We start from the raw sequence: 26,255 nt of genomic DNA, 5'->3' as shown, positions 1-26,255 counted from the left end.
CAACCGACAATCGATAGCCTCGCCGCGACGCCATTTCACATGTCGTTGGCGGATATCGATAGCACCAGACATCATAGGTTCTGGAGAGCCGAAACCGTCGACCGCCTCCGTCGCGTCAGGTCGAAGCCGATTCCGTTCCACGCCTCGCGTGCCAACCAGATTTTCCCTCAACACGACTGCCGCCCATGCACTCCACAAGATAGTCCACGAATACTCGGACGCGAGCAGGCATGTTCGGCCCGCCGACGAAGACGGCGTGGAAGATCTCCTTGTCACCAGGATTGAACGGTTCGAGAAGCGGGACCAGGCGCCCCTCCGCGATCGCGTCCCCGAGACTGAAATTGCCGACACGGGCGATGCCGACGCCGTCGAGCGCCAGCTGGCCCAGTGTCTCGCCACTGTTCGCCTCGATGGCGCCTCGCACCTTCAGGGCGAAGTCGACTCCGTTCCGGCGGAACGGCCAAACCGGCTCGGCCCGGCGAAAACTGAAATTCAGGCAATTGTGGTTGTAGAGGTCTTCCGGCGTTTCGGGCACGCCCCAGCGCGCCAGGTAGTCCGGCGAGGCGACGATGGTTCGGCCGTTCTCGCTGAGGCGCCGCGCCGTGAGCGCGCTGTCAGTCAGCGGACCGCCGCGAACCGCCACATCCGCCTGCCCCGCAGCGACGTCAACGATCCCGTCGCCAAGATTGATGTCGACCACGATGTTCGGATAGCGGCGCACGAACTCGCCAAGCAGAGGCACGATGCAAAGACGCCCGTGGGAGACCGCAGCGCTGACCCGGATGCGGCCGCGCGGCGAACCCTGGTCGGAGATCGCCTGCTCGGCTTCGTCGAGATCGGCGAGAATGCGGCGGGCCGCGCTGAGATAGGCGCGGCCTTCCGCGGTCGGCGTCAACGCGCGCGTCGTCCGCAACAGCAAGCGTACGCCGAGCCGCTGCTCGACCCGGTCCAGAGTGCGGCTCACGGCCGACGGCGTCAGTCCAAACGCGCGGCCCGCAGCCGAGAAGCTGCCGCCGTCGATGACCGCGCAGAACACTTCCAGTTCCCGGGCACGGTCCGCGGTATCTGCTGCCACCTTTGCGCTCCAGTCAAAAATGCTTGGCCTTGGTAGTAGCTAATCCCAACGATCTTCCTCGTCTAGCTTTGCGTCTACGAAAAAGGCCAACACAGGAGATCGCCCATGAACGTCCCCGACCAGCTTCGCCGGTTTGCCCTCACCGGAGCCGCGCTCGCCATCCTGGCCGGCACCGCCGCCGCGTCAGCGGCCGACGGGCCCACGGATTTCCCGAATACCTTCCACACCGAAGAGGTCGCGACCAATGGCACGACCCTCCACGTCCGGGTCGGCGGGTCTGGACCGACGGTCGTGCTGCTGCATGGCTATGGCGAGACCGGAGACATGTGGGCGCCGCTCGCGACGAACCTTGCTCGCAATCACACGGTGATCGTGCCCGATCTGCGGGGCATGGGCCTTTCCGCCCGCGCCGAGGCCGGTTTCGAGAAGGTCAATCAGGCGGAAGACATCGTCGGCGTGATGAACACGCTGCAAGCGCCGCGCGCTGACATCGTGGCGCACGACATCGGCAACATGGTCGCGTTCGCTCTGGCCTCACGGCACGCCGGGCGAGTGACGAACCTGGTGCTGATGGATGCGCCGGTGCCGGGCGTCGGGCCGTGGGAAGAAATCCTGAAGAACCCGTTGCTGTGGCACTTCCGGTTCGGCGGGCCGGATATGGAGCGCCTGGTGGCCGGCCGCGAGCGGATCTATCTCGACCGGTTCTGGAACGAGTTCTCGGCCAATCCGGCCAATTTCCCGGAGGCGTCCCGAGCCCACTACGCGCAGCTTTACGCCGCGCCGGGGCGCATGCACGCCGGCTTCCGCCAGTTCGCCGCCTTCGATCAGGACGCGATCGACAACCGCGCCTGGCTCTCGGCGCACGGCAAGCTGCTCATGCCGGTTCTCGCGATCGGGGGCGGTGCATCCTTCGGCCCGGCAATGGCGGCGGTGATGCAGGCCGGCGCGGTCGACGTGCAGGAGCGGGTCATCGGAGGCTCCGGGCACTGGCTGATGGAGGAGCAACCCGCGGCTACGTCGGCCGCGATCGAGGCCTTCCTCAACGAACGGCCCGTCGCCGCGGAGAACGGGCACCTGGGTCAGACCGCTCTGACGCTGGAGCAGACGCAGGCAATTCCGCAGTCCGGCGCAGGCGTCGGCACCTCCGGAGTTGCTGCTATCCGTACCGTGCTGCTCTCGGGCGACCCCGCCAAGGCCGGCCCGTATGTGCTCGAAATTCACGTGCCGCCGAACACCGCGATCGCATCGCACACCCACCGCGACGACCGCTTCGCCACGGTGATCTCCGGCACCTGGTACTTCGGTTACGGCAGCAAGGTTTCCGACGCGCCGGTCAAGCCATTGACGGCAGGCGGCCTCTACACCGAGCCCGGCGGCGTTGCGCACTTCGCCTTCACACGGGCCGAGGGTGCGGTCGTCCGTCTGACCGGGATCGGCCCCAGCGACACGGCTTTCGTCCCCCCGCCCGCATCCCACTGACCTGCTCCAGAGCACTTCAAATCCAAAGGAAATTCCGATGACGTCCTTCCCCACCATCCGCGATCCCAAGACCGACCAGCTTTTGACCCCGCATAATGCGGCTTTGGTGATCATCGACTACCAACCGGTTCAGGTCAGCTCGATCCAATCGATGCCCAAGCGGACCCTCGTCGCCAACATCACCGCGGTGGCCAGGACCGCGAAGCTATTCGCCCTGCCGACGGTGATCGCTACCGTGAATGTCGCCACCGGTCGCAACCAACCCACCATCCACCAGATATCGGATGTTTTTCCGGATGTCGTGCCAATCGACCGGACCTCGATCAACGCGTGGGAGGACGCGGACTTCGTCGCCGCAGTCCGCAACACGGGCCGCAAGAAGCTGATCATGACGGCGCTCTGGACCGAGGTATGCCTCGTGCAGCCGGCGCTGGACGCGCTACAGGAGGGTTTCGAAGTCTATCCGGTGATCGACGCGGTGGGTGGCACCTCCCGCGAGGCGCACGACGCCGGCCTGCTGCGCCTGGTCCAAGCCGGTGCCCAGCCCACCAGCTGGGTGCAGCTGATCTGCGAACTGCAGCGGGACTGGAACCGCGCGGCAACAGTGACCGGCTTTTCGGAGATCCTGTTCGCGGTCGAAGGCCACTGATCATGATCATGGAGACCGTCGACGCTGCGATGATCGAGCGGACCAACGCATCGCAGAAGCCGCCGGTCATCTTCATCCATGGCCTGTGGTCGAAGCCCAGCTCGTGGGACCGATGGGCCGAAATGTTCGAGGCCGCCGGCTATGCTCCGTTGGCGCCCGGATGGCCGGCGGAGCTGGGCGGCGCCGCGGCACCGGAAACCATCGGCGAGGTGGCGGCGCATTTCGCCCGCATCGCCGGGGCGCTGGACCGCCGCCCGGCGCTGATCGGCCATTCGTTTGGCGGGCTGATCGCGCAGACCCTGGCCGGGCGCGGGCTTTCGGCTGCGACGGTGGCGATCGAACCGGCTCCGTTTCGCGGGATGCTGGAGCTGCCCGTCTGGACCGAGGCTCCCGTCGACGTCGAGGCCGCCGGGCGTGGACCGCTGCTGACGATCTCCGGCGAGCGCGACCACACCGTGCCGCCATCGGTCACCCGCGCCGCCTACGAACGGCAGAAGCGCAATAAGCACCCTGTTACCGAGTTCGTCCAACTTCCGCGACGCGACCGCTCGCTGCCCATAAACAGCGGCTGGCGGGAGGTGGCGCAGACGGCGCTGACATTCGTGAGACGCTTTCTGTGCCTTCCATAGCGTTCAGTCGCTCGTGTTTGAGGGCAGCTCAACTGCTGCTTCTGGCCACGCAGCGGATGGCTCACCAACTTTTCCGCTTCGGTCGCCGCACTCCTTCCTAAAAATGTTCGCCCTCGATCGACACCAACGCCGCCTGCCTCGCAATCTCATCCGCTCGCCAGCATCGCACCGCATGTCCGTCAGCACGCGTCTCCAGCCCCGGCCCGGGCTCGCGGCGACACGCCGCCTCCGCATACCGACATCGCGGACTGAACGCGCATCCGTTCGGCGGATTGAGCGGGTTGGGAAGGTCGCCGCCTGTCGTCGCCAGCGGCGCGTGGCGCAAGGGATCGGGGATGGCGGCGATCAGGGCCTGGGTATACGGGTGCGCGGGCCGCTCGAAGATCTCGCGCCAGTGGCCGTTCTCGACGATGCGGCCGAGATACATTACGGCGACCCTGTCGCTCATGTGTTCGACCACGCCGAGATCGTGGCTGATCATGATGTAGGAGAGACCGAGGGTCTCCTTCAATTCCAGCAGCAGATTGATGATCTGGGCGCGGATCGAGACGTCGAGCGCCGAGACCGGTTCGTCGCAGATGACGATTTTGGGATTGAGGATCAGCGCACGCGCAATGCCGATGCGCTGGCGCTGACCGCCCGAGAATTCATGCGGGTAGCGGTCGGCCTGCTCCGGCCGCAGCCCCACATGCCGCAGCATCTTCGCGACGCGGTCCTCGATCTCGCTCTTGGCCGTGACGCCATGCACACGCAGGGGATCTTCCAGCGTGCGGCGAACGGTCTGGCGTGGATTGAGCGAGGCGTAGGGATCCTGAAACACGATCTGCACGATGCGGGCCAGCGCCTTGCGATCGCCGGATGGCCTGTTCGTCACGACCTGTCCGTCCAGCACGATGCGGCCGCGCGTCGGCGTCAAGAGGCCAAGGATCGACAATGCGACCGTCGACTTGCCGGAGCCGGACTCGCCGACGAGGCCGAGGCATTCGCCGCGCTTCAGGGTGAGGTCGACGCCGTCGACGGCACGGAGCAGCCGACGGCCGCGCCCCAGCAGGCCGCCGCCGAGCGGAAAATGGACCGCGAGATCCCGAACGCTGAGAATGACATCGTCGTCCGGCCGTGTCTCACCCAACCCGTCTTGCGGCTCATGCATGGTGATGACACCTGACCAGACCGCCGGCCTCCAGCAAATCCGCGCCCGGCGCGGTGGTCCGGCAAATATCGGTCGCCTGCGCGCAACGCGGATTGAACCGGCAGCCGTCGGGGAAATTCGTGATGGCCGGGACCACCCCCGCGATCTCCGTCAGCCGGCTGCGGCCAAGCGCAGCGCGACTGCCGAGCCGCGGCAGCGAGGCAACCAGGCCTCGCGTATAGGGGTGCGAGGGTGCCCGGAAAATATCGGCGGAGCCGCGCTCCTCGACGATGCGGCCGGCATACATCACGGCCACGCGGCGACAGACATTGGCGACCAGCCCGAGATCGTGGCTGATCATCAGGATGGCGGTTCCCCGCTCGGCGCACAAATTCCGCATCAGCTCGATGATCTCTGCCTGCACGGTGACGTCGAGTGCCGTCGTCGGCTCGTCGGCGATCAGGAGATCCGGACCGCAGGCGAGCGCGATGGCGATCATCACGCGCTGGCGCATGCCGCCGGACAGCTGATGCGGATAGTCCTTCACGCGCCGCTCCGGCGCGGGAACGCGCACGCTCGCCAGCGCCTCGATCGCCAGTCTGTCGGCTTCCCGCCAGCTCTTGCCCTTGTGCAGCACGAACATCTCGGCGATCTGCCGGCCCACCGGCGAGACCGGGTTCAGCGCGGTCATCGGCTCCTGGAAGATCATGGCGATGCGATTGCCGCGCAGATCCCGTTGCCGAGCGGCTGAAAGGTGCTGGATCTCCCGCCCCTCAAACCGGATGACGCCGCCGCCGATCGACAGCGGCTGCCGCAACAGGCCGATCAAGGCAAGCGCCGTGATGCTCTTGCCGCAGCCGGATTCGCCGACCAGGCCGAAGGTCTCGCCGCGATCGATGCGGAACGAAATGCCCTCGGCCGCCGCAACGCGCCGCGACCCATCGTCGAGATCGATACGCAAATCCTCGACTTCGATCAGCGGCGTGCCGGTCATGTGCGCCGGCTCCGCGATTGAGGATCGAGAATGTCGCGCAGGCCGTCGCCGAGCAGATTGAGGCCGAGCACCGTCAGGAAGATCGCAAGCCCCGGAAACACCGAGAGCCACGGCGCCGTCGTGATCTGATCGCGGGCATCCGACAACATGCTGCCCCAGCTCGGAAACGGCGGGCGCACGCCGAGGCCGAGGAACGACAACGCGGCTTCCGACAAGACCGCGCTGCCCATGCCGAGCGTGCCGATGACGACGATCGGCCCCAGCATGTTCGGCAGCAGCTGGGTGATCATGATGCGCAGATCGCCGTAGCCGAGCACGGTCGCGGCCTGCACATAGCCCTGGCTCCTCAGCGACAGCGCCGAGGCCCGCGCGATCCGGCACGTGAAGGACCAGTTGGTCAAGCCGAGTGCGATCAGCAGGCTGGTCAGCCCGGGCCCCAGCACCGCCATGATGGCCAGCGCGAAGATCAGCGAGGGAATCGCGAGCATGAGATTGGTCAGGCCGTTGACGACATCGTCCCACCAGCCGCCCCAATAGCCGGCGCTCAGGCCCAGCGCGACGCCGATGACGCTGTTGATGAGCTGCGAGACGATGCCGACCGTCAGCGAGACGCGCGCGCCATAGACGACGCGGGAATAGATGTCGCGGCCCTGGTCGTCGGTGCCGAACCACCAGGTCCAGCTCGGAGGCTCTTCCGCGTTGAGCAGATTGGCGTCCAGGACAGGATCGGTATGCGCCAGCCAGGGCGCGAGCAGGCCGACCAGGATCGCAAGCGCGAACAGCGCCCCACCGATGATGAGATTGGCGCGGAGCTTCATGCGTATCTGATCCTGGGATCGATCACGCCGTAGAGCACGTCGATCAGCAGATTGATGGCGAGAAAGGACAGCACCACGACAAGAATGGAGCCCTGGACGGCCGGAATGTCGCGCTGCAGGACACTGTCGACCAGCAGCGAGCCGATGCCCGGCCAGGAATACAGTTTCTCGACCACGACCGCCTGCCCCATCAGCGCGCCGAACTGCAGGCCGACGGTGGTGAGAATGATGACGAGCGCGTTGCGCATCACATGCCACTTCACGACCCTTGTCTCGCTCATGCCCTTGGAGCGCGCGGTGCGGACGAAATCCGCGGTCATGATCTCGAGGACCGCGGCGCGTGTGGTCCGGGCGAACAGCGCCATCGGCGAGACGCCGAGCGTCACGGCCGGAAGGATCAGATATTTCAGTCCGCCATCGCCATAGCCGAAACTCGGCAGCCAGCCGAGCTTCAACGCAAACAAGTACATCAGCACCAGTCCGAGCCAGAATTTGGCGATCGAAAGTCCTGATACCGCCACGACCATGGCCAGCGTGTCGACGATGCCCCCCGGCTTCAGCGCGGCGATGAAGCCCAGGGGAACACCGATCACGACGGAAAACGCCATGGCGGTGAAGATGAGCTGGAGCGTCGGCCATATCCGTTTGGCGATCATGAACGTCACAGGCTCGCGCGTCCGGAACGAGGTTCCGAAATCGCCGGTCGCAAGCTTGGCGATGTAGGCGCCGAAGCGGACATAGACGGGATCGTCGAGCCCGAGCTGCTTCTTCATGCGCAGCTCGACCTGCGGATCGGCATCGTCACTCATGGACGAGACGATGCTGCCCGGAACGACGCTGAACAGCACGAACACCAGGGCCACCACGGCGAGCACGGTCGGAATGGTCTGCAGCAGGCGGCGGAACAGGAAGGAGAGCATCGGCAGTTTTCCTCTCTCCCTCCGCCGTTCATGGCGACGGAGGGAGCCCGAGAGCGCGTGTCACTTCGCGGGCGAGGTCTCGTCGACCCAGAGGTCTTCGACGTTCTGATGGGTGAGTTCCGTCGCGTTCAGCTGAATTCCCTTGAGCCACGGCTGCACCGCCATGACCGCCTTGTTGTAGTTGAAGAACCAGACCGGCGCCTCCTCGTAGAGGAGCGCGTTGGCCTTTTGCAGCAGCTGGGTACGCTTTGCAGCGTCATCGGACTGTCCGGCCTCGTCGATCAGCTTGTCGAACTCGGGATTCTTGAAGTTCATGTAGTTGCAGGCTGATTGCGGCGTCGCCGAGTGGAAGCATTTGAGGGCGGCCTGGGGATCTGGTCCGGTCGCCTGCGAGTAGATGAAGGCCTGGTAGTCGCCGCTGCGAACCACCTCCGCCAGCACCGCGGTCTCGACCTGCTTGACCTTGGCCTTGATGCCCACCCTGTCCAGCATCGGGATCACGGCCGAGACGATCGGCAGGCCCCAGCTCTCGTTCTGGCTGGTAGTCCATTCGAATTCGAAGCCCGAGGGATAGCCGGCGTCGGCGAGCAGCTGCTTGGCCTTGGCGGGATCGAAGGCGTAGGGCTTCATGGCCTTGTCGTAGAGCGGAGAGGTCAGCGGCAGCCAGCTGGTGGCGCGGTAGGCCTTGCCCTTGACCAGCTTGTTGATGATCAGATCTGTGTCGATCGCGTAGTTGATCGCTTGCCGGACCCGCTTGTCGGCGAACGGCTTGAACGCGGGATTCATCCCCATGTAACGGGTGAAGACCTCGGCGACCTCGACCACGGTGCCCTTGAGGTCGGCGTCGTTCTGGTAGGCGACATATTGCGCCGGTCCCAGCACCGAGGTGTCGATCTCCTTGTTGCGGAAGGCGACATCGCGTGCCGCGGCCTCGCCCATGACCGACACGATGATCTTGTCAGCGTAGGGCTTGCCGGGCTTGTAGAACCGGTCCCACCGCTCCAGGACGATGCGCGATCCCGGCACGTGCTCGACGAATTTGAAGGGCCCGAGACCGATCGGCTTCTGGAGAAAACTCTCCTTGGCGGCTTCGTCGGCGGGATAGATCGACGTGATCGCGTTCCAGAAGTAGAAGCCCGGATCGACTTTCTCGGTCAGCTTCATCTCGATGGTGAAGTCGTCGATCTTCTTCAGGCCGGAGATCTCCTTGGCCTGCCCCTTCTCGACCGCCGCCGCGCCCTCGATCACGCGGACATAGCGCGCGCCGGGATAGGCCTTGGTGCCATCCATGATGCGGTTGTAGGTCCAGATGACGTCGTCGGCCGTCATCTTGCGGCCGTTGTGGAAATAGGCGTCGTCGCGCAGCTTGAAGGTGTGAACGAGACCGCCGCCCGAGATCACATCTTCCTTGGCGAGCTCCAGAACCGGCTTGCCTTCCGCGGAATTCCAGATGTAGAGCGACCGGTGCAACGCCTTGGCGTAGATCTCGTCCTGGGCGCGCTGCGTGGTAAGAATGTCCAGGCTGGTGAAACTCGAGCCATAAGGCGCGGTCATGCGGATGGTTCCGCCCTTGCGCGGCGTCTGGGCCTCCGCCGAAGCCGCCAGTGCCAGCCCCAAACCAGCGACGATCGCCACTATCCTGAACATCATGGTCCCTCCGACAACGCAAGCCGTGCTCTGGTCCGAGAGTTGATCATCCGCGGCACGTCGAGCGCAAGCGCCTTGAAGGGGTTGACGTATGCGAGCGTCGCGCGCGGGCCCCGCCGATTTGCGAGGAAGCCCCGCTAGAACTCCGGCTGCCAGTCGCGCGATTGTCGCGCTGCGGCGGTGACATCCGCGATGGTCGGAAACGTCCCCGCCTCCAGCATCATCGTCCTTGCCAGCCGCACGGCGCGTGCTTCGCTGATTGCGCGCCGGCGCGGATCCACGATCAGCTCGAAGTCGATATTGTGGGCGAGACCGAAGATACGGCGGATGGTTTTTGCCGCGGCGAAGCCGACCGTGTCTGCGAACAGCCGCTGCATGTAGGCCTGCCGCTCGGCCTCCAGCCGCGCCGCGCCTGTCTCGCCGGCGAAGAGTGAGGCGGGATAGGCATCGCCTGCGGCGCCGGCGCGCCAGAGCTCGAGGAACTTGCGCGCGAACTCGGTCCAGACCTGCTCGACCGTCTCCAGCACCCAGGCCTCGAACGCACGCCGCTCGCCCGGCACGCGTTCGTGACCGGCGGAGGCAAAATAGGCCATCAGGAGGTTCGCCAGCACGGCACCGACATCGAAACCCATCGGGCCGTAGAATGCGAATTCCGGGTCGATCACCCGCGTCTCGCCGTCCGTGACCATGATCGAGCCGGTGTGAAGGTCGCCGTGGAGCAGCGCCTCGGGGCTCGCCATGAACTTCAGCTTCAGCCGGGAGATCGCGACATGCAGATCCATGTCGTCGCGCAGCTCTGCGGCGAGCGCATCGAGATAGGGCGAGGTCCAGCGGTTCTGCTCGGCGACGCGGTAGGGATCGGTGAAGATCAGATCCTCGGTGATCTTGCACAGTGCATGGTTGCCGGCGAAGGCGGCGATGCCTTGCTTCTTCTCGGCCGCCGACAGCGCAAGGTCGGAGGTGAAGAACAAGGTCCGCGCCATGAAGGTGGTGATGTCATCGACAAAGCGCGGGTACTGAGTCCCCGCAACCATCCCCTTGCGCATGATGATGTGGGGCTCGAGCAGCTCCATCACTGTCAGCGCCAAGGCCTCGTTGTGATGCAGCAGCGCCGGCACGAGGCCGGGCGCGAGCTCGGCCTGCCGCGACAAAGCGAGATATTCGTAATGAGCCCGGGACAGCGGCAGTGGCCAGCTTTCGCCGACGAGGCGGACATAGGGCAGCGCCTGCTTGACGGCGACGCCGCCGCGGCCGCCCTTGACGATGAAGACGAGATTGAGATTGCCGTCGCCGACTTCGGTGATCGACCAGGAGGCCGGCTCGCCACCGAGGGTCCCTGCGAGGTCCGGAACGCCTGCGAGATAATCCCGCAAGTCAGCCTCATGCAGAATCCGATAATCCCCTGCCCCGTCTCCGGTCATGACGATCCCATCCCATCTAGGGGCCGGATCGTTACTCCCGCTCCAGGAAGCTCGAGCCGATCTCGGCCTTTCTTTTGATCGGATCGTAATCACAATAGACGCCGTCCGCCACCAGCGTGTAGCTGGCGCTGACGGTGTATTTGTCTGTCTTGACCGAGTTCAGGCCGATCACCGCGGTGCTCTTGCCGCCGTTCCATTTGAACGGCGTCGAGCTCTTGGCCTGCTCGCAGGCGATCACGGCCTCGTTGAAGACGTAGCCCTCGACGAACGCCTTCAGGGTGCGCACCTGCACGGCCATCTTCCACTCGAAATAGCCGATGGCACCGAAGCCCGCGACGATCAGCACCAGAAGCGCGACGACGATCCTCTGAAAAGTCATTCGTCCCTCAACAAATACAACAGGAAATCTTAAAACGGCATGCCCATCAATTTCGACAGGCGTTCGATCGAGAGATAGCCGGCGTGATAAGCAACCATGGCGATCCCGTAGATGATCGCCGAGATGATGGTGGTCCAGATCAGCTTGCTCCTCATCCGCGTCAGGATCGGTGCGCCGGGGTCGCTGCCCGGCACTCCGACGCCGTCCTCGTGCTGGCTGCGCACGCCGAACGGCAGCGTCAGGAACAGCGCGATCCACCAGATGACGAAGTAGATCGCGATTCCCGTTGAGATCTGGATGGCCATGGCTTCGGCCTATGCCTGCTCGATTTCGACCAGCGCGCCGGAAAAGTCCTTCGGGTGCAGGAACAGCACCGGCTTGCCATGGGCGCCGATCTTCGGCACGCCGTCGCCGAGCACCCTTGCGCCCTCCTTCACCAGCGTGTCGCGCGAGGCGATGATGTCGACCACCTCGTAACAGACGTGGTGGATGCCGCCGTCGGCGTTGCGGTCGAGGAACTTTGCGATCGGCGAGGCCTCGCCGAGCGGCTCGATGAACTCGATCTTGGTGTTGGGCAGCGTCGCGAACACGGTGGTGACGCCATGCTCGGGCAGCGCGACGGCCTCCGAAATCTGGGCCCCGAATGCGGCGCCATAGATCCTGGCGGCCTTGACGGCGTCCTTGGTCGCGATCGCGACATGATTGAGCCGGCCCAGCATGTTTCTCTCCCGTTACACTGTCAGGACGTGTACCAGACAGGGGGGCTTTTTGCCCCAATGTTCGTTGATCACGGAGCGGACAGCGCGGCGCACCGACTCAGCCAGCGCATCCGCGTCGCGACGGCGCGCCTTCGGCAGACCTTCGATGGTGGAGACCACGGCGTCGAAGACGATGTCGTCGAAGGGCTCGCCCGCTTTGTTCTTCTCGGGGATGCCGATCAGATCGACCTCGGGATCGTCGACGAGTTCGCCTTGCTGCGTCATGGCGATGGCGACGAAGGCGCAGCCGGAGAACGCCATGCGGCGCCGCTCGACCACCGCACGGGACTTGGAATCCTCCAGAATCGTGCCGTCCTTGTAGAGACGGCCCGCAGGCACTTGCCCAATGATGCCGGGATCACCGGGGCCGAGCTTCACGAGATCGCCGTTGCGGCAGACCAGCACGCGCGGCACGCCGGCGGCACGCGCGAGCTTGGCGTGCTCGTTGAGGTGCAGGGCCTCGCCGTGGACCGGGATCAGGAGCTGCGGCCGGGTCCATGCGATCATGTCGCGCAATTCGTCGCGGCGGGGATGACCGGAGACATGGACCAGCTGGTCGCGGTCGGTGATGACCTCCACGCCCTGCAAGACCAGGCCATTGATGATCGCGCCGACCGCCTTCTCGTTGCCGGGAATGGTGCGCGAGGAGAAGATCACGCTGTCGCCGCGGTTGAGCGTGATCTCGGGATGGTCGTCATTGGCGATGCGCGCCAGCGCGGCTCGCGGCTCGCCCTGGCTGCCGGTGCAGAGCGCCAGCACCTTGTCCTGCGGCAGATGACCATAGACCTCGGCGGAGCGGAAACTCTGCACGCCATCGAGATAGCCGGTCTCGCGCGCGACCTGCACCACGCGTTCCATGGCGCGGCCGACCACGACGACCTCACGGTCGGCGGCCTTCGCAGCGATGGCAACGGCCTTGAGGCGCGCGACATTGGAGGCAAAGGTCGTGACCGCGACGCGGCCCTTGGCGGCCTTGACGAGCTCGGTGATCGATCTGGCAACCTCGGCTTCCGAGGGCGAGCGGCCGTCGCGCACGGCGTTGGTGGAATCGCCGATCAGGGCGAGCAGGCCCGCATCGCCGAGCTCCCGCAGCCGCTTTTCGTCGGTCGGGCGGCCGATGATCGGGGTCGGATCGATCTTCCAGTCGCCGGTGTGCAGCACCGTGCCGACTTCGGTGTGAATCGCCAACGCATGCGACTCCGGAATCGAATGTGCGACCGGGATGAACTCGACGTTGAACGGACCGATATCGACGCGTCCACCCGATGGCACCACCGTCACCGGGATCTTCGGCGCATTGCGCTCGGCGGCGCACTTGGCCTCGAACAGCGCGGCGCTGAACTGCGTCGCGTAGATCGGGCATTTCAGCTTCGGCCAGAGGTCGATGATGGCGCCGAAATGGTCCTCATGGGCGTGGGTCAGCACCAGGCCCATCAGGTTCTTGCGTTCCTTCTCCAGGAAGCTGACGTCGGGCATGATCAGGTCGATGCCCGGCAGATGCTCCTCGTCGCCGAAGGAGACGCCGAGATCGATCGCGAGCCAAGCGCGCTGCTGGCGGTTGCCGAGGCCGTAGATCGACAAATTCATGCCGATCTCGCCGACCCCGCCGAGCGGTGCAAATACCAGTTCTTCAGGCTTCGCCATCACGCAGCTCCCACGGAGGCGGCCGTGCCGAAGAACACCTCGCCCGCGGCCACCGGCACGCGCCGGCCCTCCGCAGTGCGGACGATCAGGCAGCCGGTGTCGTCGATCGTGTCAAAAATGCCTTCCAGCGTCATCACTCCCGTGTGGATCGCGACCCGCTCGCCGAGGCCGGCGGCGCGCTCCAGCCACAATTTGCGAATTTCGGCAAAGCCGCGACCATTGTCCCAGATACCGCGGAATTCCACCCAGGCGTCCGAGAGCGCCGAGAACAAGTCCTCCGCGCTGATCTGGACGCCGAGCGCGGCCAGTGACACCGCCGGCGTCGGCGTGCCCTCGGGCGCGGCGACGACGTTGGTGCCGATGCCGACGACGATGGCAAGGCGGTCGCCGATGGCTTCGGCCTCCAGGCCGATGCCGACCAGCTTCTTGCCGCTGGCCAGCACGTCGTTCGGCCATTTCAGGGTGTAGCGGGGACGGCCCTCGCCGAGACGCAGTGCAGCCTCCAGGCTGACCTTCTCCAGGGCGGCCTCCTCGGCCAGCCCGGCCGCAAAGCCGATCGTCGCGGCGACAGAAGGGGCGACGTCCAGCACTTCGAGGACGCTGGCTGCGAGGTTACCCTTCGGTGCGATCCAGGCGCGTTGGCGGCGGCCACGGCCGGCGGTCTGCTCCGACGTCACGAACCACATCGGGCCGCGTTCGCCGCCCCTCGCGTGCTCGATCGCCTCGGTATTGGTCGAGCCGGTCCGTTCGAAAGCTGCGAGCTTGTAGCCCGCCGACGCCGCACGAGGACCGAGCGCGAATGCCATCCTAGAACAGCGACTTGGCCGCGGCGGAGGCGACGCTCACCACCGGGCCCGCGAACAGGGCGAAGAGGATGTTGAACAGACCCGCAACCGCCAGCACCGTCTTGACTTCGACGCGCACCGGATCGACCTGCCCGGCCGGCTCGTCGAAATACATCGTCTTGACGATGCTGAGATAGTAGTAGGCGCCGACCACGCTGGTCAGCACGCCGATAACGGCGAGCGTGAACAAATTCGCCTTGATGGCGGCGACGAAGACGTACCATTTGGCAAAGAAGCCGGCCAGCGGCGGGATGCCGGCGAGCGAGAACAGCAGCATCGCGAACATGAAGGCGAGCAGCGGATTGGTCCGCGAGAGACCTGCGAAGTCGCTGATCTGCTCGACCGGCTGACCGTTGCGCTTCATTGCCAGGATGATGGCGAAGGACCCCAGCGTCATCGCGACATAGATCACGATGTACATCAGCACGCCCTGCGCGCCCTCGACCGTGCCTGCGGCGAGGCCGACCAGGGCAAAGCCCATATGGCCGATCGAGGAATAGGCCATCAGGCGCTTGATGTTGCTCTGGCCGATTGCGGCGAACGAGCCCAGCGCCATCGAGGCGATCGACACGAACACCAGGATCTGCTGCCACTGCGAGACGATGCCCGGGAATGCGGTCAGCGTAACGCGGGTGAAGACCGCGAGCGCGGCCACTTTCGGAGCCGAGGCGAAGAAGGCTGTCACGGGCGTCGGTGCGCCCTCGTAAACGTCAGGCGTCCACATGTGGAACGGCACGGCCGAGACCTTGAAGCAGAGGCCGGCCAGCAGGAACACGAGACCGAACACCAGGCCGACATTCGAGATCGTCGCGGCCGCGGCGATGCCTGTGAAGGCGACCGTGCCGGTGAAGCCATAGATCAGCGAGGAGCCGTAGAGCAGCATGCCCGACGACAGCGCGCCGAGCACGAAGTACTTCAGGCCGGCTTCGGTCGACTTGGCATTGTCGCGGTTGGAGGCCGCGACGACGTAGAGCGCCAGCGACATCAATTCGAGGCCGAGATAGAGCGAGATCAGATCGCCGGCCGAGATCAGCACCATCATGCCGAGCGTCGAGAGCAGCACCAGGATCGCGTATTCGAAGATGCGGCGCGACGGATCCGACAGGAACTCGGTCGACAGCACCAGCGTCACGGCCGAGCCGATCAGAGCCAGGATTTTCATGAAGCGGGCAAAATCATCGACGATGAAGCTACCGCCGAAGGTCACGTGCTTGCCCGCGGGCAGCATGTATTCGAGCACGCCGACCACGATCAGGAGCAGCACCGCAAGCGTCGTGACCGTCTTGGTGGTCTCCTGCCCGCGATAAGCGCCGAGCATCAGGAGTGCCATGGCTCCGACCGCGAGCACGAGCTCGGGCAGCACCGGCGCCAGTTGATAACCTGCAGTCTCAAAGCTCATGGCGATATCCTGACCTGCCCGCTCACTGGAGCAGTGCGGCGGCCTTCACGGCCGTCACAGCGGTGTTGTAATTGTTGACGAGTTGCTGGACCGAGGCCGCCGACATGTCGAGCACCGGCTTCGGATAGATGCCGAACAGGATCGTCAGCGCGATCAGCGGGAACAGCGTCAGGCCCTCCCGGAAGGTGAGATCCTTCATGCTCATCAGCGACGGCTTGACCAGCGCCCCGAACACCACCTTGCGGTAGAGCCACAGCGCGTAGCAGGCCGACAGGATCACGCCGAAGGTGGCGAAGAACGCGGTCGGGATCGAGACCTTGAAGGTACCGAGCAGCGTCATGAATTCGCCGACGAAGCCGGAGGTGCCGGGCAGACCGACATTGGCCATGGTGAAGACCATGAAGGTCAGCGCGTAGAGCGGCATCCGGTTGACGAGGCCGCCATAGGCCGCGATGTCGCGGGTGTGCATGCGGTCGTAGACGATGCCGACGCAGAGGAACAGCGCGCCGGAGACGATGCCGTGCGAGATCATCTGGAACACGCCGCCGGCGACGCCCTGCATGGTGCCGGCAAAGATACCCATGGTGACGAAGCCCATATGCGCCACCGAGGAGTACGCAATCAGCTTCTTCATGTCCTCCTGCATCAGCGCCACCAGCGAGGTGTAGATGATGGCAATGGCCGAGAGGGTGAACATCAATGGCGCGAAGTCATGCGAGGCCAGTGGGAACATCGGCAGCGAGAAACGCAGGAAGCCGTAGCCGCCCATCTTCAGCATAATCGCCGCCAGGACCACCGAGCCTGCGGTCGGCGCCTCGACGTGGGCGTCGGGGAGCCAGGTGTGCACCGGCCACATCGGCATCTTCACCGCGAACGAGGCGAAGAAAGCAAGCCACGCCCAGGTCTGCAGCGAGCGCGGCACGGCGGTGTGCATCAGGGTCGGGATATCGGTGGTGCCGCCGTTCCAGTACAGCGCCATGATGGCGAGCAGCATCAGGACCGAGCCGAGCAGCGTGTAGAGGAAGAACTTGAAGGACGCATAGACCCGGCGCGGACCGCCCCAGACGCCGATGATCAGGAACATCGGGATCAGGCCGCCTTCGAAGAACAGGTAGAACAGCACGAGATCGAGCGCCGAGAAGGTGCCGACCATCAGCGTTTCCAGGATCAGGAACGCCATCATGTATTCGCGGACGCGGTTGGTGATCGCCTTCCAGCTCGCGATGATGCAGAACGGCATGATGGCGGTGGTCAGGATCACCAGCGGCAGCGAGATGCCGTCCACGCCCATGTGGTAGGTGATGCCGGTGGCGAGCCAGTTCGCCTTCTCGACGAACTGGAAGTCGGCGTTCGACGCATCGAACCGCATGACCAGGATCACCGACACCGCGAAGGTGATCAGCGTGGTCCACAGCGCGATCCAGCGCGAGTTGCGCCGCGCCGCCTCGTCATCGCCGCGGCTGAGATAGACGATCAGCGCGCCGACCAGCGGCAGGAACGTCGTGACGGATAGAATTGGCCAGGTCGTCATTTACTGGCCTCCAAAGCCGAACATGAACCAGGTGATCAGGCCGGCGGCACCGATCAGCATGGCGAACGCGTAGTGGTAGAGATAACCGGTCTGGATCTTCACGACATTGCGGGTGACATCCAGCACCCGGGCCGAGACGCCGTCGGGACCGAGCCCGTCGATGATGAAGCCGTCGCCCTTCTTCCAGAGCTGGTAGCCAATCCACTTCGCCGGACGGACGAAGATGATGTCGTAGAGCTCGTCGAAGTACCATTTGTTGAGCAGGAACTTGTACAGCATCGGCTGCGTGTTCGCGAGCTCGACCGGCAGATAGGGCCGGCGGATGTAGAACAGGTACGACACCAGGAAGCCCAGCACCATCATCACCGTCGGCAGGAAGGCGATGGTCTCGGGGATGTGGTGCATCTCCTCGATGATGTGCGGGTTCATCTTCACGGATTCGCGGAAGAACTCCTCGATGCCGTGACCGGCGAACAGCTCCTTGAACGGGAAGCCGGCCAGGATGGAGCCGACCGCGAGCACACCGATCGGAATCAGCATCCAGATCGGCGCTTCATGCGCAGCCTCGTAGTGATGCTCGTCATGCGGCTCGCCGTGGAAGGTCTTGAAGATCAGGCGCCACGAGTAGAACGAGGTCAGGCCGGCCGCGATGACCGTCATCAGGAAGCCGTACATCGCGAATGGATTATGCGAGGCGTAGGCGGACTCGATGATCGCGTCCTTGGAGAAATAGCCGGCGGTCAGCGGGAAGCCGGTGAGCGCGAGTGTGCCGACCACCATCACCGCGTAAGTGTAGGGGATCTTGCGCCACAGGCCGCCCATGTTGCGGATGTCCTGCTCGTGGTGCATCGCGTAAATCACCGAGCCGGAGCCCAAGAACAACAGCGCCTTGAAGAAGGCGTGCGTGAACAAATGGAACATGCCGACCGAATAGGCCCCTGCTCCCATCGCCACGAACATGTAACCGAGCTGCGAACAGGTCGAGTAAGCGACGATGCGCTTGATGTCGTTCTGGACGAGGCCGATGGTCGCCGCGAAGAACGCCGTGGTGGCGCCGAAGAACATCACGACGGCCTGCGCGTTCGGCGCGAGCTCGAATAGCGGCGACAGGCGCGCCACCATGAAGACGCCGGCGGTGACCATGGTCGCGGCGTGGATCAGCGCCGACACCGGGGTCGGGCCTTCCATCGCGTCCGGCAACCAGGTGTGCAGCAGGAACTGCGCCGATTTGCCCATCGCGCCCATGAACAGCAGCAGGCAGGTCAGGGTCAGTGCGTCGGCGTGCCAGCCGAGGAAGTCGATGGTCTTGCCGGTCAGGCCGGGCGCAGCATGGAAGATGGTCTCGAAATCGGTCGAGCCGGCCAGCAGGAAGATCGCGAAAATGCCGAGCGCAAAACCAAAGTCGCCGACGCGGTTGACCACGAAGGCCTTGATGGCGGCAGCGTTCGCCGACGGCTTCTGGTACCAGAAACCGATCAAGAGGTAGCTCGCCAGACCCACGCCTTCCCAGCCGAAGAACAGCTGCACGAGATTGTCCGCGGTCACCAGCATCAGCATGGCGAAGGTGAACAGCGAGAGATAGCCGAAGAAGCGCGGCCGGTTCGGGTCCTCGTCCATGTAGCCGATGGAATAGAGGTGCACGAGCGAGGACACGGTGGTCACCACCACCAGCATCACGGCGGTGAGCGTGTCGACCCGCAGCGTCCAGTAGACCTGGAGATCGCCGGAGAGGATCCACGGCAGCAGCGGAATGCGCATGTCATGGTGCATGAAGCCGACATCGACCAGCGTCATCCAGGACAGCGCCGCCGACACGAACAGCAATGCCGTGGTGATCAGCTCGGCGCCGCGCGAGCCCGCCGCGGGCGGCTCGGAGACGTGGTGGTCGTCGTGGCCGTCGCCGGGCTCGTGATGTGTCTCGTGGATGACCGACGCATCCTCATTGATCGTGTCGGACGCATGGGCGTGTGCGCCATGGCCGTGATCATCGTGATGCTCCACCGTGTCGCCCGAGGGGTTGCGGGCATGCGCGCCGAAAAGCGCGATCAAGCCGGCCAGAATGGCGCCCAGCAGAGGCAGGAAGACGATTGCCTGGACCATGATTTAATCTTTCCGCATGATCTGGTCGGAAAACCGGTATCCACTTTTCCGGATCATGCGATCAGCCCTTCATCAGATTGACGTCCTCAACCGCGATCGAGCCGCGGTTGCGGAAATAGACCACCAGGATGGCGAGACCGATCGCGGCTTCAGCGGCCGCGACGGTGAGCACCAGGAGCGCGAACACCTGCCCGACGATGTCGCCGAGGAAGGTCGAGAACGCCACGAGGTTGACGTTGACCGCGAGCAGGATCAGCTCGATCGACATCAGGATGACGATGATGTTCTTGCGATTCAGGAAGATGCCGAGGATCCCGAGCGTGAACAGGATCGCGCCGACCGCAAGATAGTGTCCGAGCCCGATCGTCATTTCACCCACTCCGCCGCGTCAGAATCCTGGAGCCCCTGCCCCGGCGTCACCTTGCGTATCGCCATCGCTATTTCGGGCGTGCGCGCGTTCTGAACGTTGATGTCCTGCCGCTTGACGCTCGCCTTGTGCCGCAGCGTCAGCACGATGGCGCCGATCATCGCGACCAGCAGCACCATGCCCGAGAGCTGGAAGTAGTGGATGTACTTGGTATAGAGCACCAGGCCCAGCGCCTCGGTATTGGAGACGTTGGTCGGGATCGCCGCCGTGATCGTCTTGGCGACGCCGGGGTTGATGACCCAGAAGCCGACCGTGAGCAGCAGCTCGAACAGGAAGATGCCGCCGATCACGAGGCCGACCGGGAGGTACTCGATAAAGCCTTCGCGCAGCTCGAGGAAGTCGACGTCGAGCATCATGATCACGAACAGGAACAGCACCGCAACCGCGCCGACATAGACGACGATCAGGATCATCGCGAGGAATTCGGCGCCCATCAGCACGAACAGGCCGGAGGCGTTGACGAAGGCCAGGATCAGGTACAGCACGGAGTGCACGGGATTGCGCGAGACAATCACCATCACCGCCGAGGCGACGCAGACGCCGGCGAACAGATAGAAGAACAGCGCGGGAAGGATCATGCTCTCATCTCACCGGTACGGCGCGTCGAGTTCGATCGCTTTCGCGATCTCGCGTTCCCAGCGGTCGCCATTGGCGAGCAGCTTGGCCTTGTCATAGAACAGTTCCTCGCGGGTCTCGGTCGCGAACTCGAAGTTCGGACCTTCGACGATGGCATCGACCGGACAGGCTTCCTGGCAGAGGCCGCAATAGATGCACTTCACCATGTCGATGTCGTAGCGCACGGTGCGGCGGGTGCCGTCGTTGCGGCGCGGGCCGGCCTCGATGGTGATGGCCTGGGCCGGGCAAACCGCTTCGCACAGCTTGCAGGCGATGCAGCGCTCTTCACCGTTCGGATAGCGCCGCAGCGCATGCTCGCCGCGGAAGCGTGGCGAGATCGGCCCCTTCTCGAAGGGATAGTTCAGCGTCGGCTTCGGCTGGAAGAAATAGCGCATGGCGAGGAAGAACGCCGAGACGAATTCCGACAGCAGAAGCGAGCGTGCAGTGGCGTTGATGTTGATACCCATGACGGCCCTCACTTCGGCGCGATGCCGGCAAAGTGCAGCACACCTGCCACGACGATCACCATCGCCAGCGACAGCGGCAGGAAGACTTTCCAGCCGAGGCGCATCAGTTGATCGTAGCGGTAGCGCGGCACGATCGCCTTGGCCATCGCGAACAGGAAGAACATGAAGAACAGCTTTAGCGAGAACCAGATGATGCCCGGCACCCAGTTGAAGGGCGGCAGGTCCACCGGCGGCAGCCAGCCTCCGAGGAACAGGATCGTCGCCATCGCACACATCGTGGCAATCGCGACATACTCGCCGAGCATGAACAGAAGATACGGCGTCGAGCCGTACTCGACCATGAAGCCGGCGACGAGCTCGGATTCCGCTTCGACGAGGTCGAACGGCGGACGGTTGGTTTCAGCCAGCGCCGAGACGTAGAAGATCACGAACATCGGGAACAGCGGCCAGACGTACCAGTTCAGGATGGTGAGCTGCGGCAGCCCGATCAGGCTGGCGAGGCCGCGGACATGCTGCGCCTCGACCACGGCCGAGAGGTTCAGCGTGCCGGCGCAGAGCAGCACCGTGATGATGACGAAGCCGATCGAGACCTCGTAGGAGACCATCTGCGCCGCCGAGCGCAGCGCCGCGAGGAAGGGATATTTCGAGTTCGACGACCAGCCGGCCATGATGATGCCGTAGATCGACAGCGACGAGATCGCGAAGATGAAGAGAACGCCGACATTGATGTCGGAGATCACCCAGCCGAGATTGGTCGGGATCACCGCCCAGGCCGCGAGCGCGAGCACGCATGAGACCAAGGGGGCAAGGAGAAACACGCCCTTGTTGGCGCCGGACGGGATGATCGGCTCCTTCAGCACGAACTTCAGGAGGTCGGCGAAGGATTGCAGCAGGCCCCAGGGACCGACCACGTTCGGGCCGCGGCGGATCTGCACCGCCGCCCAAATCTTGCGGTCGGCGAGCAGGATGTAGGCGATCGCCACCAGCAGGACGACCAGCACCAGGACGCTCTCCGCGATCATGATGATCAGCGGCCAGAGGAACCCGGTCCAGAATGCGCTTTCGAAGAATTCCATCGGCTCACTCCGCTGCGGTCAGCATCTGCCCGGAGGCAAGCCGCGAACACTCCGCCATCAGGGCGGACGCACGCGCGATTGGGTTGGTCAAATAGAAGTCCTCGACAAGCGGCTTGAACGGAGCCTTCTCCGTTGTGCCGCCCTTCCCCGCGAGCTTCTTGATCTGATCGGCCGAGCCGGCCTCGATCTGATCGAGACGGATCAGATGCGGCACGGCCTTGAAGATCGCTTGGCGCAGGGCCGAAAGCGAGTCATAGCCGAGCTTCTTGCCGAGCGCCTCCGACAGCGCGCGGACAATCGCCCAGTCCTCGCGAGCCTCGCCCGGCGGGAATGCGGCCCGTCCGGTCATCTGCACGCGGCCTTCGGTGTTGACGTAGATCGCCGACTTCTCGGTATAGGCGGCTGCCGGCAGGATCACGTCGGCGCGATGGGCGCCGCGGTCGCCATGGGTGCCGATATAGACGACGAAGGTGCCGTCCGACGGCTTGATCTCGTCGGCGCCGAGCAGGAACAGCAGATCGAGCGTCCCGAACGTCGTCATCTGCGCCGCGTTCAGCCCGCCCTGACCGGCGACAAAGCCGATGTCGAGCGCACCGACGCGCGAGGCACTCTCATGCAGCACGCCAAAGCCGATCCAGCCGTCCTTGAGCGCGCCGACGTCGAGCGCGAGCTTGGCGGCGGCTGCGAGAATGGCGGCGCCGTCGTGGCGCGAGGCGGCGCCGGCACCAACCAGGATGATCGGGTTCTTGGCGTTCTTCAGCACGTCCATGAAGGAGTGCTTGCCGGCCGCGAGTTCACCGAGCGTGTCGGTGCCTGCGCCGAGATGGTCATAATCGTAGGTCAGGTCGGTCTTGGCGCCGATCACGCCGACCTTGAAACCGCCGGCGCGCCAGCGCTTGCGAATGCGGGCGTTGAACACGGCCGCCTCTTTCCGCGGATTGGCGCCGATGATGAGCAGCGCATCGGCCTGCTCGACGCCGGCGAGCGTCGGATTGAAGATGTAGGAGCCGCGGCCGAGCGCGGGATCGAAGGCATCGCCACCCTGCACCGCCAGATTGGCCGAGCCGTAGCTGGCCAGCAAATCCTTCAGCGCAAACATCTCTTCGACGCCGGCGAGGTCGCCTGCGATCGCGCCGATCCGCTTGCCGTCGGTGCGGGCCGCCTTCGCGGCGATCGCGGCAAAGGCCTCGGGCCAGCTCGCCGCGCGCAGCTTGCCGGCTTCGCGGATATAGGGCCGGTCGAGGCGCTGCGTGCGCAGGCCGTCGACGACGTGGCGGGTCTTGTCGGAGATCCACTCCTCGTTCACGGCCTCGTTGATGCGCGGCAGGATACGCATCACTTCGCGGCCGCGGGTGTCGACGCGGATCGCAGAGCCCACGCCGTCCATCACGTCGATCGACTGGGTCTTGCCGAGCTCCCACGGGCGCGCGGCGAAGGCATAAGGCTTCGAGGTCAGCGCGCCGACCGGGCAGATGTCGACGAGATTGCCCTGGAGCTCAGACGTCAGCGCGTGCTCGAGATAGGTCGTGATCTCCATGTCCTCGCCGCGGCCGGTCGCGCCCATTTCGGGGGCGCCGGCCACTTCCGCCGAGAAGCGGACGCAGCGGGTGCACTGGATGCAGCGGTTCATCGAGGTCTTGACCAGCGCGCCGAGATATTTGTCCTCGACGGCGCGCTTGTTCTCGGCGAAGCGGCTGGTGTCGACACCATAGCCCATCGCCTGGTCCTGCAGGTCGCACTCGCCGCCCTGGTCGCAGATCGGGCAATCCAGCGGATGGTTGATGAGAAGGAATTCCATCACGCCTTCGCGCGCCTTCTTCACCATCGGCGAACGGGTGGAGATTTCCGGCGGCTCGCCCTTGGGACCCGGACGGCAATCGCGCACGCCCCAGGCGCAGCTCGCGACCGGCTTCGGGCCGCCCTTCACCTCGACGAGGCACATCCGGCAATTGCCGGCGATCGACAGCCGCTCGTGATAGCAGAAGCGCGGAATCTCGGCGCCGGCCGCCTCGCACGCCTGAAGCAGCGTGTATTCGGCGGGGACATCGATCTCTTTACCGTCGATGATGAGCTTGGTCATTGTCTCTACTCCGCCGCGACCATGTTCACGGGATCGCGGACGCCGGCATCGTCGATGTCGGCCTTGTGCGAATATTGGTCGATGCGCGCTTCGATCTCATGACGGAAATGCGCGATCAGGCCCTGGATCGGCCACGCCGCCGCGTCGCCGAGCGCGCAGATGGTGTGGCCTTCGACCTGTTTGGTGACTTCCAGCAGCATGTCGATTTCGCGCTTGTGGGCGCGACCGTCGGCCATGCGGGTCAAGACGCGCCACATCCAGCCGGTGCCCTCGCGGCACGGCGTGCACTGGCCGCAGCTCTCGTGCTTGTAGAAATAGGAGATGCGGGCGATGGCGCGGATCAAGTCGGTCGACTTGTCCATCACGATCACGGCCGCGGTGCCGAGACCGGAGCGCAGCTTGCTCAGGCTGTCGAAATCCATCGGCGTGTCGATGATCTGCTCGGCCGGCACCATGCGCACGGAGGAGCCGCCCGGGATCACGGCCTTGAGGTTGTCCCAGCCGCCGCGGATGCCGCCGCAATGCTTCTCGATCAACTCACGGAACGGAATGCCCATGGCCTCTTCGACGTTGCAGGGCCGCTCGACATGACCGGAGATGCAGAACAGCTTGGTGCCGACATTGTTGGGACGGCCGATGCCGGCGAACCACGCCGCGCCACGGCGCAGAATGTCCGGCGCAACCGCGATGGACTCGACATTGTTGACGGTGGTCGGGCAGCCGTACAGGCCGACATTCGCCGGGAACGGCGGCTTCAGCCGCGGCTGGCCCTTCTTGCCTTCGAGGCTCTCGAGCAGCGCGGTTTCCTCGCCGCAGATATAGGCGCCGGCGCCGTGGGCGACATAGATGTCGAACGGCCAGCCGTTGATATTGTCCTTGCCGACCAGCTTGGCCTCATAGGCCTGGTCGATCGCCGCCTGGAGATGCTCGCGCTCGCGGATGAACTCGCCGCGGACATAGATGTAGCAGGCATGCGCGTTCATCGCGCAGCTCGCGATCAGGCAGCCCTCGATCAGGAGATGCGGATCGTGCCGCATGATCTCGCGATCCTTGCAGGTCCCGGGCTCGGACTCGTCGGCATTGACGACGAGATAGCTCGGCCGGCCGTCGGTCGATTCCTTCGGCATGAACGACCATTTCAGGCCGGTCGGGAAGCCGGCGCCACCGCGGCCGCGCAGCCCTGACGCCTTCATCTCGTTGATGATCCAGTCACGGCCCTTGTCGATGATGTTCTTCGTGCCATCCCAGGCGCCGCGACGCCGCGCGCCCTCGAGCCCCCAATCGTGGAGGCCGTAGAGGTTCTTGAAGATGCGGTCCTTGTCCTCGAGCATGTCAGTGCTTTCCGATCAACGGTTGGCTTGCTTGTAGGCAAGCCCGGCGGCGCCGACGGCGAAGGTCAGCGCCCAGAGCAGACTGGATTCCAGCGACGCGTTCAGGGCGAAGCGCTGAAGCAGGAAAATGAATGTTGCCGCCACGGCGGAATGCATTGCGACGAAGCCCCACTTCTTCACAACACTGCTCCCTTCAGCTCGCGGCGAGGCGAGATCACGCATCAGGTGATCTCCTTCAGCGTGGTCGGCCCACCGGTCGGCGCCGAGAACTGGCGGCCGTTCTGCGGACCGGGCTTGGGCGGATTGCCCGAGGCAAAGCCGTCAAGCACCTTGCCGAAGCTTTCCTTGGTCAGATCCTCATAGGTGTCCTTGCCGATCAGCACCATCGGCGCATTCACGCAGGCACCGAGGCACTCCACCTCTTCCCAGCTGAAATTGCCGTCCTTGGAGAGATGGAAGGGCTCGTGATGGATGCGGTGCTCGCAGACGTGGATCAGATCCTCGGCGCCGCGCAGGCGGCACGGCGTGGTGCCGCAGACCTGGACGTGGGCCTTCTTGCCGACCGGGGCCAGCTGAAACATCGTGTAGAAGGTCGCGACCTCGAGCACACGGATATAGGGCATGTCGAGCATGTCGGCGACGGCGCGGATCGCGGCCTCCGACACCCAGCCCTCGTGCTGTTCCTGAACGCGCCAGAGGATGGCGATGACGGCCGAAGCCTGGCGCCCGGCCGGATATTTCGCGATCTGCTGCTTGGCGAACGCGAGGTTCTCTTCCGTGAACGCAAAGCTCGCGGGCTGGACTTCCTTCGGTGCTAATCGGCGAACGGACATCTCTTCAAT

General features: G+C 64.7%; 25 protein-coding genes and 1 pseudogene. 3 read left to right on the top strand and 23 right to left on the bottom strand.

Annotated features, from left to right (window positions below):
* Nucleotides 1-115: 115 nt before the first annotated feature.
* Nucleotides 116-1,075: a LysR family transcriptional regulator gene (locus tag ABIB91_RS17260; RefSeq protein WP_354164137.1), complete on the bottom strand. Its 960-nt coding sequence runs from the start codon at nt 1,073-1,075 to the stop codon at nt 116-118.
* Between the two features lie 105 nt (nt 1,076-1,180).
* Between ABIB91_RS17260 and ABIB91_RS17255 the strand changes: the two are divergent.
* The 3 genes and pseudogenes from ABIB91_RS17255 to ABIB91_RS17245 form a co-directional block, all read left to right on the top strand.
* Nucleotides 1,181-2,119, top strand: a pseudogene (locus ABIB91_RS17255) (alpha/beta fold hydrolase); the annotation flags it as partial.
* Between the two features lie 472 nt (nt 2,120-2,591).
* Nucleotides 2,592-3,203 (top strand): hydrolase, encoded by a 612-nt coding sequence (locus ABIB91_RS17250; protein WP_354164133.1) that lies wholly within the window; start codon nt 2,592-2,594, stop codon nt 3,201-3,203.
* 2 nt (nt 3,204-3,205) lie between these two features.
* Nucleotides 3,206-3,832 (top strand): alpha/beta hydrolase, encoded by a 627-nt coding sequence (locus tag ABIB91_RS17245; RefSeq protein ID WP_354164131.1) that lies wholly within the window; start codon nt 3,206-3,208, stop codon nt 3,830-3,832.
* 97 nt (nt 3,833-3,929) lie between these two features.
* Here the strand turns inward: ABIB91_RS17245 and ABIB91_RS17240 are convergent, their stop codons facing one another.
* The 22 genes from ABIB91_RS17240 to nuoE all read right to left on the bottom strand — a co-directional run bounded on the left by ABIB91_RS17240 (nt 3,930) and on the right by nuoE (nt 26,246).
* Complete coding sequence (locus ABIB91_RS17240; RefSeq protein WP_354164129.1) at nt 3,930-4,982, bottom strand: ABC transporter ATP-binding protein; 1,053 nt, start codon at nt 4,980-4,982, stop codon at nt 3,930-3,932.
* A complete protein-coding gene (locus ABIB91_RS17235) occupies nt 4,975-5,955 on the bottom strand; it encodes an ABC transporter ATP-binding protein (RefSeq protein ID WP_354164127.1) in 981 nt (326 codons plus the stop codon). The genes ABIB91_RS17240 and ABIB91_RS17235 overlap by 8 nt, the downstream gene beginning before the upstream one ends.
* The gene (locus ABIB91_RS17230) at nt 5,952-6,773 is read right to left on the bottom strand and encodes an ABC transporter permease (protein WP_007603580.1); all 822 of its coding nucleotides are present in this window, start codon (nt 6,771-6,773) and stop codon (nt 5,952-5,954) included. Before ABIB91_RS17230 ends, ABIB91_RS17235 begins: the two co-directional genes overlap by 4 nt.
* Nucleotides 6,770-7,693: an ABC transporter permease gene (locus tag ABIB91_RS17225; protein ID WP_085384783.1), complete on the bottom strand. Its 924-nt coding sequence runs from the start codon at nt 7,691-7,693 to the stop codon at nt 6,770-6,772. The genes ABIB91_RS17230 and ABIB91_RS17225 overlap by 4 nt, the downstream gene beginning before the upstream one ends.
* A 60-nt stretch (nt 7,694-7,753) precedes the next feature.
* Nucleotides 7,754-9,343 carry an ABC transporter substrate-binding protein gene (locus ABIB91_RS17220; protein WP_354164124.1) on the bottom strand — a complete coding sequence of 530 codons (1,590 nt, stop codon included), beginning with the start codon at nt 9,341-9,343 and terminating at the stop codon, nt 7,754-7,756.
* A 134-nt stretch (nt 9,344-9,477) separates the two neighbouring features.
* Entirely contained in the window at nt 9,478-10,761 is a 1,284-nt protein-coding gene (gene mtnK, locus ABIB91_RS17215; RefSeq protein WP_354164122.1) for an S-methyl-5-thioribose kinase, read from the bottom strand.
* A 31-nt stretch (nt 10,762-10,792) separates the two neighbouring features.
* Entirely contained in the window at nt 10,793-11,140 is a 348-nt protein-coding gene (locus ABIB91_RS17210; protein WP_354164120.1) for a hypothetical protein, read from the bottom strand.
* A 29-nt stretch (nt 11,141-11,169) separates the two neighbouring features.
* A complete protein-coding gene (locus tag ABIB91_RS17205; RefSeq protein WP_354164118.1) occupies nt 11,170-11,445 on the bottom strand; it encodes a DUF1467 family protein in 276 nt (91 codons plus the stop codon).
* Nucleotides 11,446-11,454: 9 nt separating this feature from the next.
* Nucleotides 11,455-11,859: a methylmalonyl-CoA epimerase gene (gene mce / locus ABIB91_RS17200; protein ID WP_106944962.1), complete on the bottom strand. Its 405-nt coding sequence runs from the start codon at nt 11,857-11,859 to the stop codon at nt 11,455-11,457.
* Between the two features lie 12 nt (nt 11,860-11,871).
* A complete protein-coding gene (locus ABIB91_RS17195) occupies nt 11,872-13,542 on the bottom strand; it encodes a ribonuclease J (protein WP_354164115.1) in 1,671 nt (556 codons plus the stop codon).
* Nucleotides 13,542-14,348 (bottom strand): biotin--[acetyl-CoA-carboxylase] ligase, encoded by an 807-nt coding sequence (locus tag ABIB91_RS17190; protein WP_354164113.1) that lies wholly within the window; start codon nt 14,346-14,348, stop codon nt 13,542-13,544. Before ABIB91_RS17190 ends, ABIB91_RS17195 begins: the two co-directional genes overlap by 1 nt.
* A 1-nt stretch (nt 14,349) precedes the next feature.
* Nucleotides 14,350-15,786: an NADH-quinone oxidoreductase subunit NuoN gene (gene nuoN / locus ABIB91_RS17185; protein WP_007603562.1), complete on the bottom strand. Its 1,437-nt coding sequence runs from the start codon at nt 15,784-15,786 to the stop codon at nt 14,350-14,352.
* A 22-nt stretch (nt 15,787-15,808) separates the two neighbouring features.
* Complete coding sequence (locus tag ABIB91_RS17180; RefSeq protein WP_354164111.1) at nt 15,809-17,317, bottom strand: NADH-quinone oxidoreductase subunit M; 1,509 nt, start codon at nt 17,315-17,317, stop codon at nt 15,809-15,811.
* On the bottom strand, nt 17,318-19,417 hold the full coding sequence (nuoL, locus tag ABIB91_RS17175; RefSeq protein WP_007603560.1) for an NADH-quinone oxidoreductase subunit L: 2,100 nt from the start codon (nt 19,415-19,417) through the stop codon (nt 17,318-17,320). It abuts the gene before it with no gap.
* A gap of 61 nt (nt 19,418-19,478) precedes the next feature.
* Nucleotides 19,479-19,787, bottom strand: a complete 309-nt coding sequence (gene nuoK / locus ABIB91_RS17170; protein WP_007603558.1) for an NADH-quinone oxidoreductase subunit NuoK — start codon at nt 19,785-19,787, stop codon at nt 19,479-19,481.
* A complete protein-coding gene (locus ABIB91_RS17165; RefSeq protein ID WP_007603557.1) occupies nt 19,784-20,422 on the bottom strand; it encodes an NADH-quinone oxidoreductase subunit J in 639 nt (212 codons plus the stop codon). Before ABIB91_RS17165 ends, nuoK begins: the two co-directional genes overlap by 4 nt.
* A 9-nt stretch (nt 20,423-20,431) precedes the next feature.
* Nucleotides 20,432-20,920, bottom strand: coding sequence for an NADH-quinone oxidoreductase subunit NuoI (nuoI, locus tag ABIB91_RS17160; RefSeq protein ID WP_026232873.1), 489 nt, complete (start codon nt 20,918-20,920; stop codon nt 20,432-20,434).
* Nucleotides 20,921-20,934: 14 nt separating this feature from the next.
* A complete protein-coding gene (nuoH, locus tag ABIB91_RS17155; RefSeq protein WP_007603555.1) occupies nt 20,935-22,002 on the bottom strand; it encodes an NADH-quinone oxidoreductase subunit NuoH in 1,068 nt (355 codons plus the stop codon).
* A gap of 4 nt (nt 22,003-22,006) precedes the next feature.
* Nucleotides 22,007-24,082 (bottom strand): NADH-quinone oxidoreductase subunit NuoG, encoded by a 2,076-nt coding sequence (gene nuoG / locus ABIB91_RS17150; protein ID WP_354164107.1) that lies wholly within the window; start codon nt 24,080-24,082, stop codon nt 22,007-22,009.
* A gap of 5 nt (nt 24,083-24,087) precedes the next feature.
* On the bottom strand, nt 24,088-25,413 hold the full coding sequence (gene nuoF / locus ABIB91_RS17145) for an NADH-quinone oxidoreductase subunit NuoF (RefSeq protein WP_354164105.1): 1,326 nt from the start codon (nt 25,411-25,413) through the stop codon (nt 24,088-24,090).
* Nucleotides 25,414-25,428: 15 nt separating this feature from the next.
* Complete coding sequence (locus ABIB91_RS17140; protein ID WP_354164103.1) at nt 25,429-25,635, bottom strand: hypothetical protein; 207 nt, start codon at nt 25,633-25,635, stop codon at nt 25,429-25,431.
* The gene (nuoE, locus tag ABIB91_RS17135) at nt 25,635-26,246 is read right to left on the bottom strand and encodes an NADH-quinone oxidoreductase subunit NuoE (protein ID WP_354164101.1); all 612 of its coding nucleotides are present in this window, start codon (nt 26,244-26,246) and stop codon (nt 25,635-25,637) included. The genes ABIB91_RS17140 and nuoE overlap by 1 nt, the downstream gene beginning before the upstream one ends.
* Nucleotides 26,247-26,255: the final 9 nt, after the last annotated feature.

The organism is Bradyrhizobium sp. JR4.3 (genome assembly GCF_040547695.1).
Lineage (GTDB): Bacteria > Pseudomonadota > Alphaproteobacteria > Rhizobiales > Xanthobacteraceae > Bradyrhizobium > Bradyrhizobium canariense.
The sequence above is the reverse complement of the archived record's forward strand: the minus strand, read 5'-3'. Positions and strand labels throughout refer to the sequence as shown.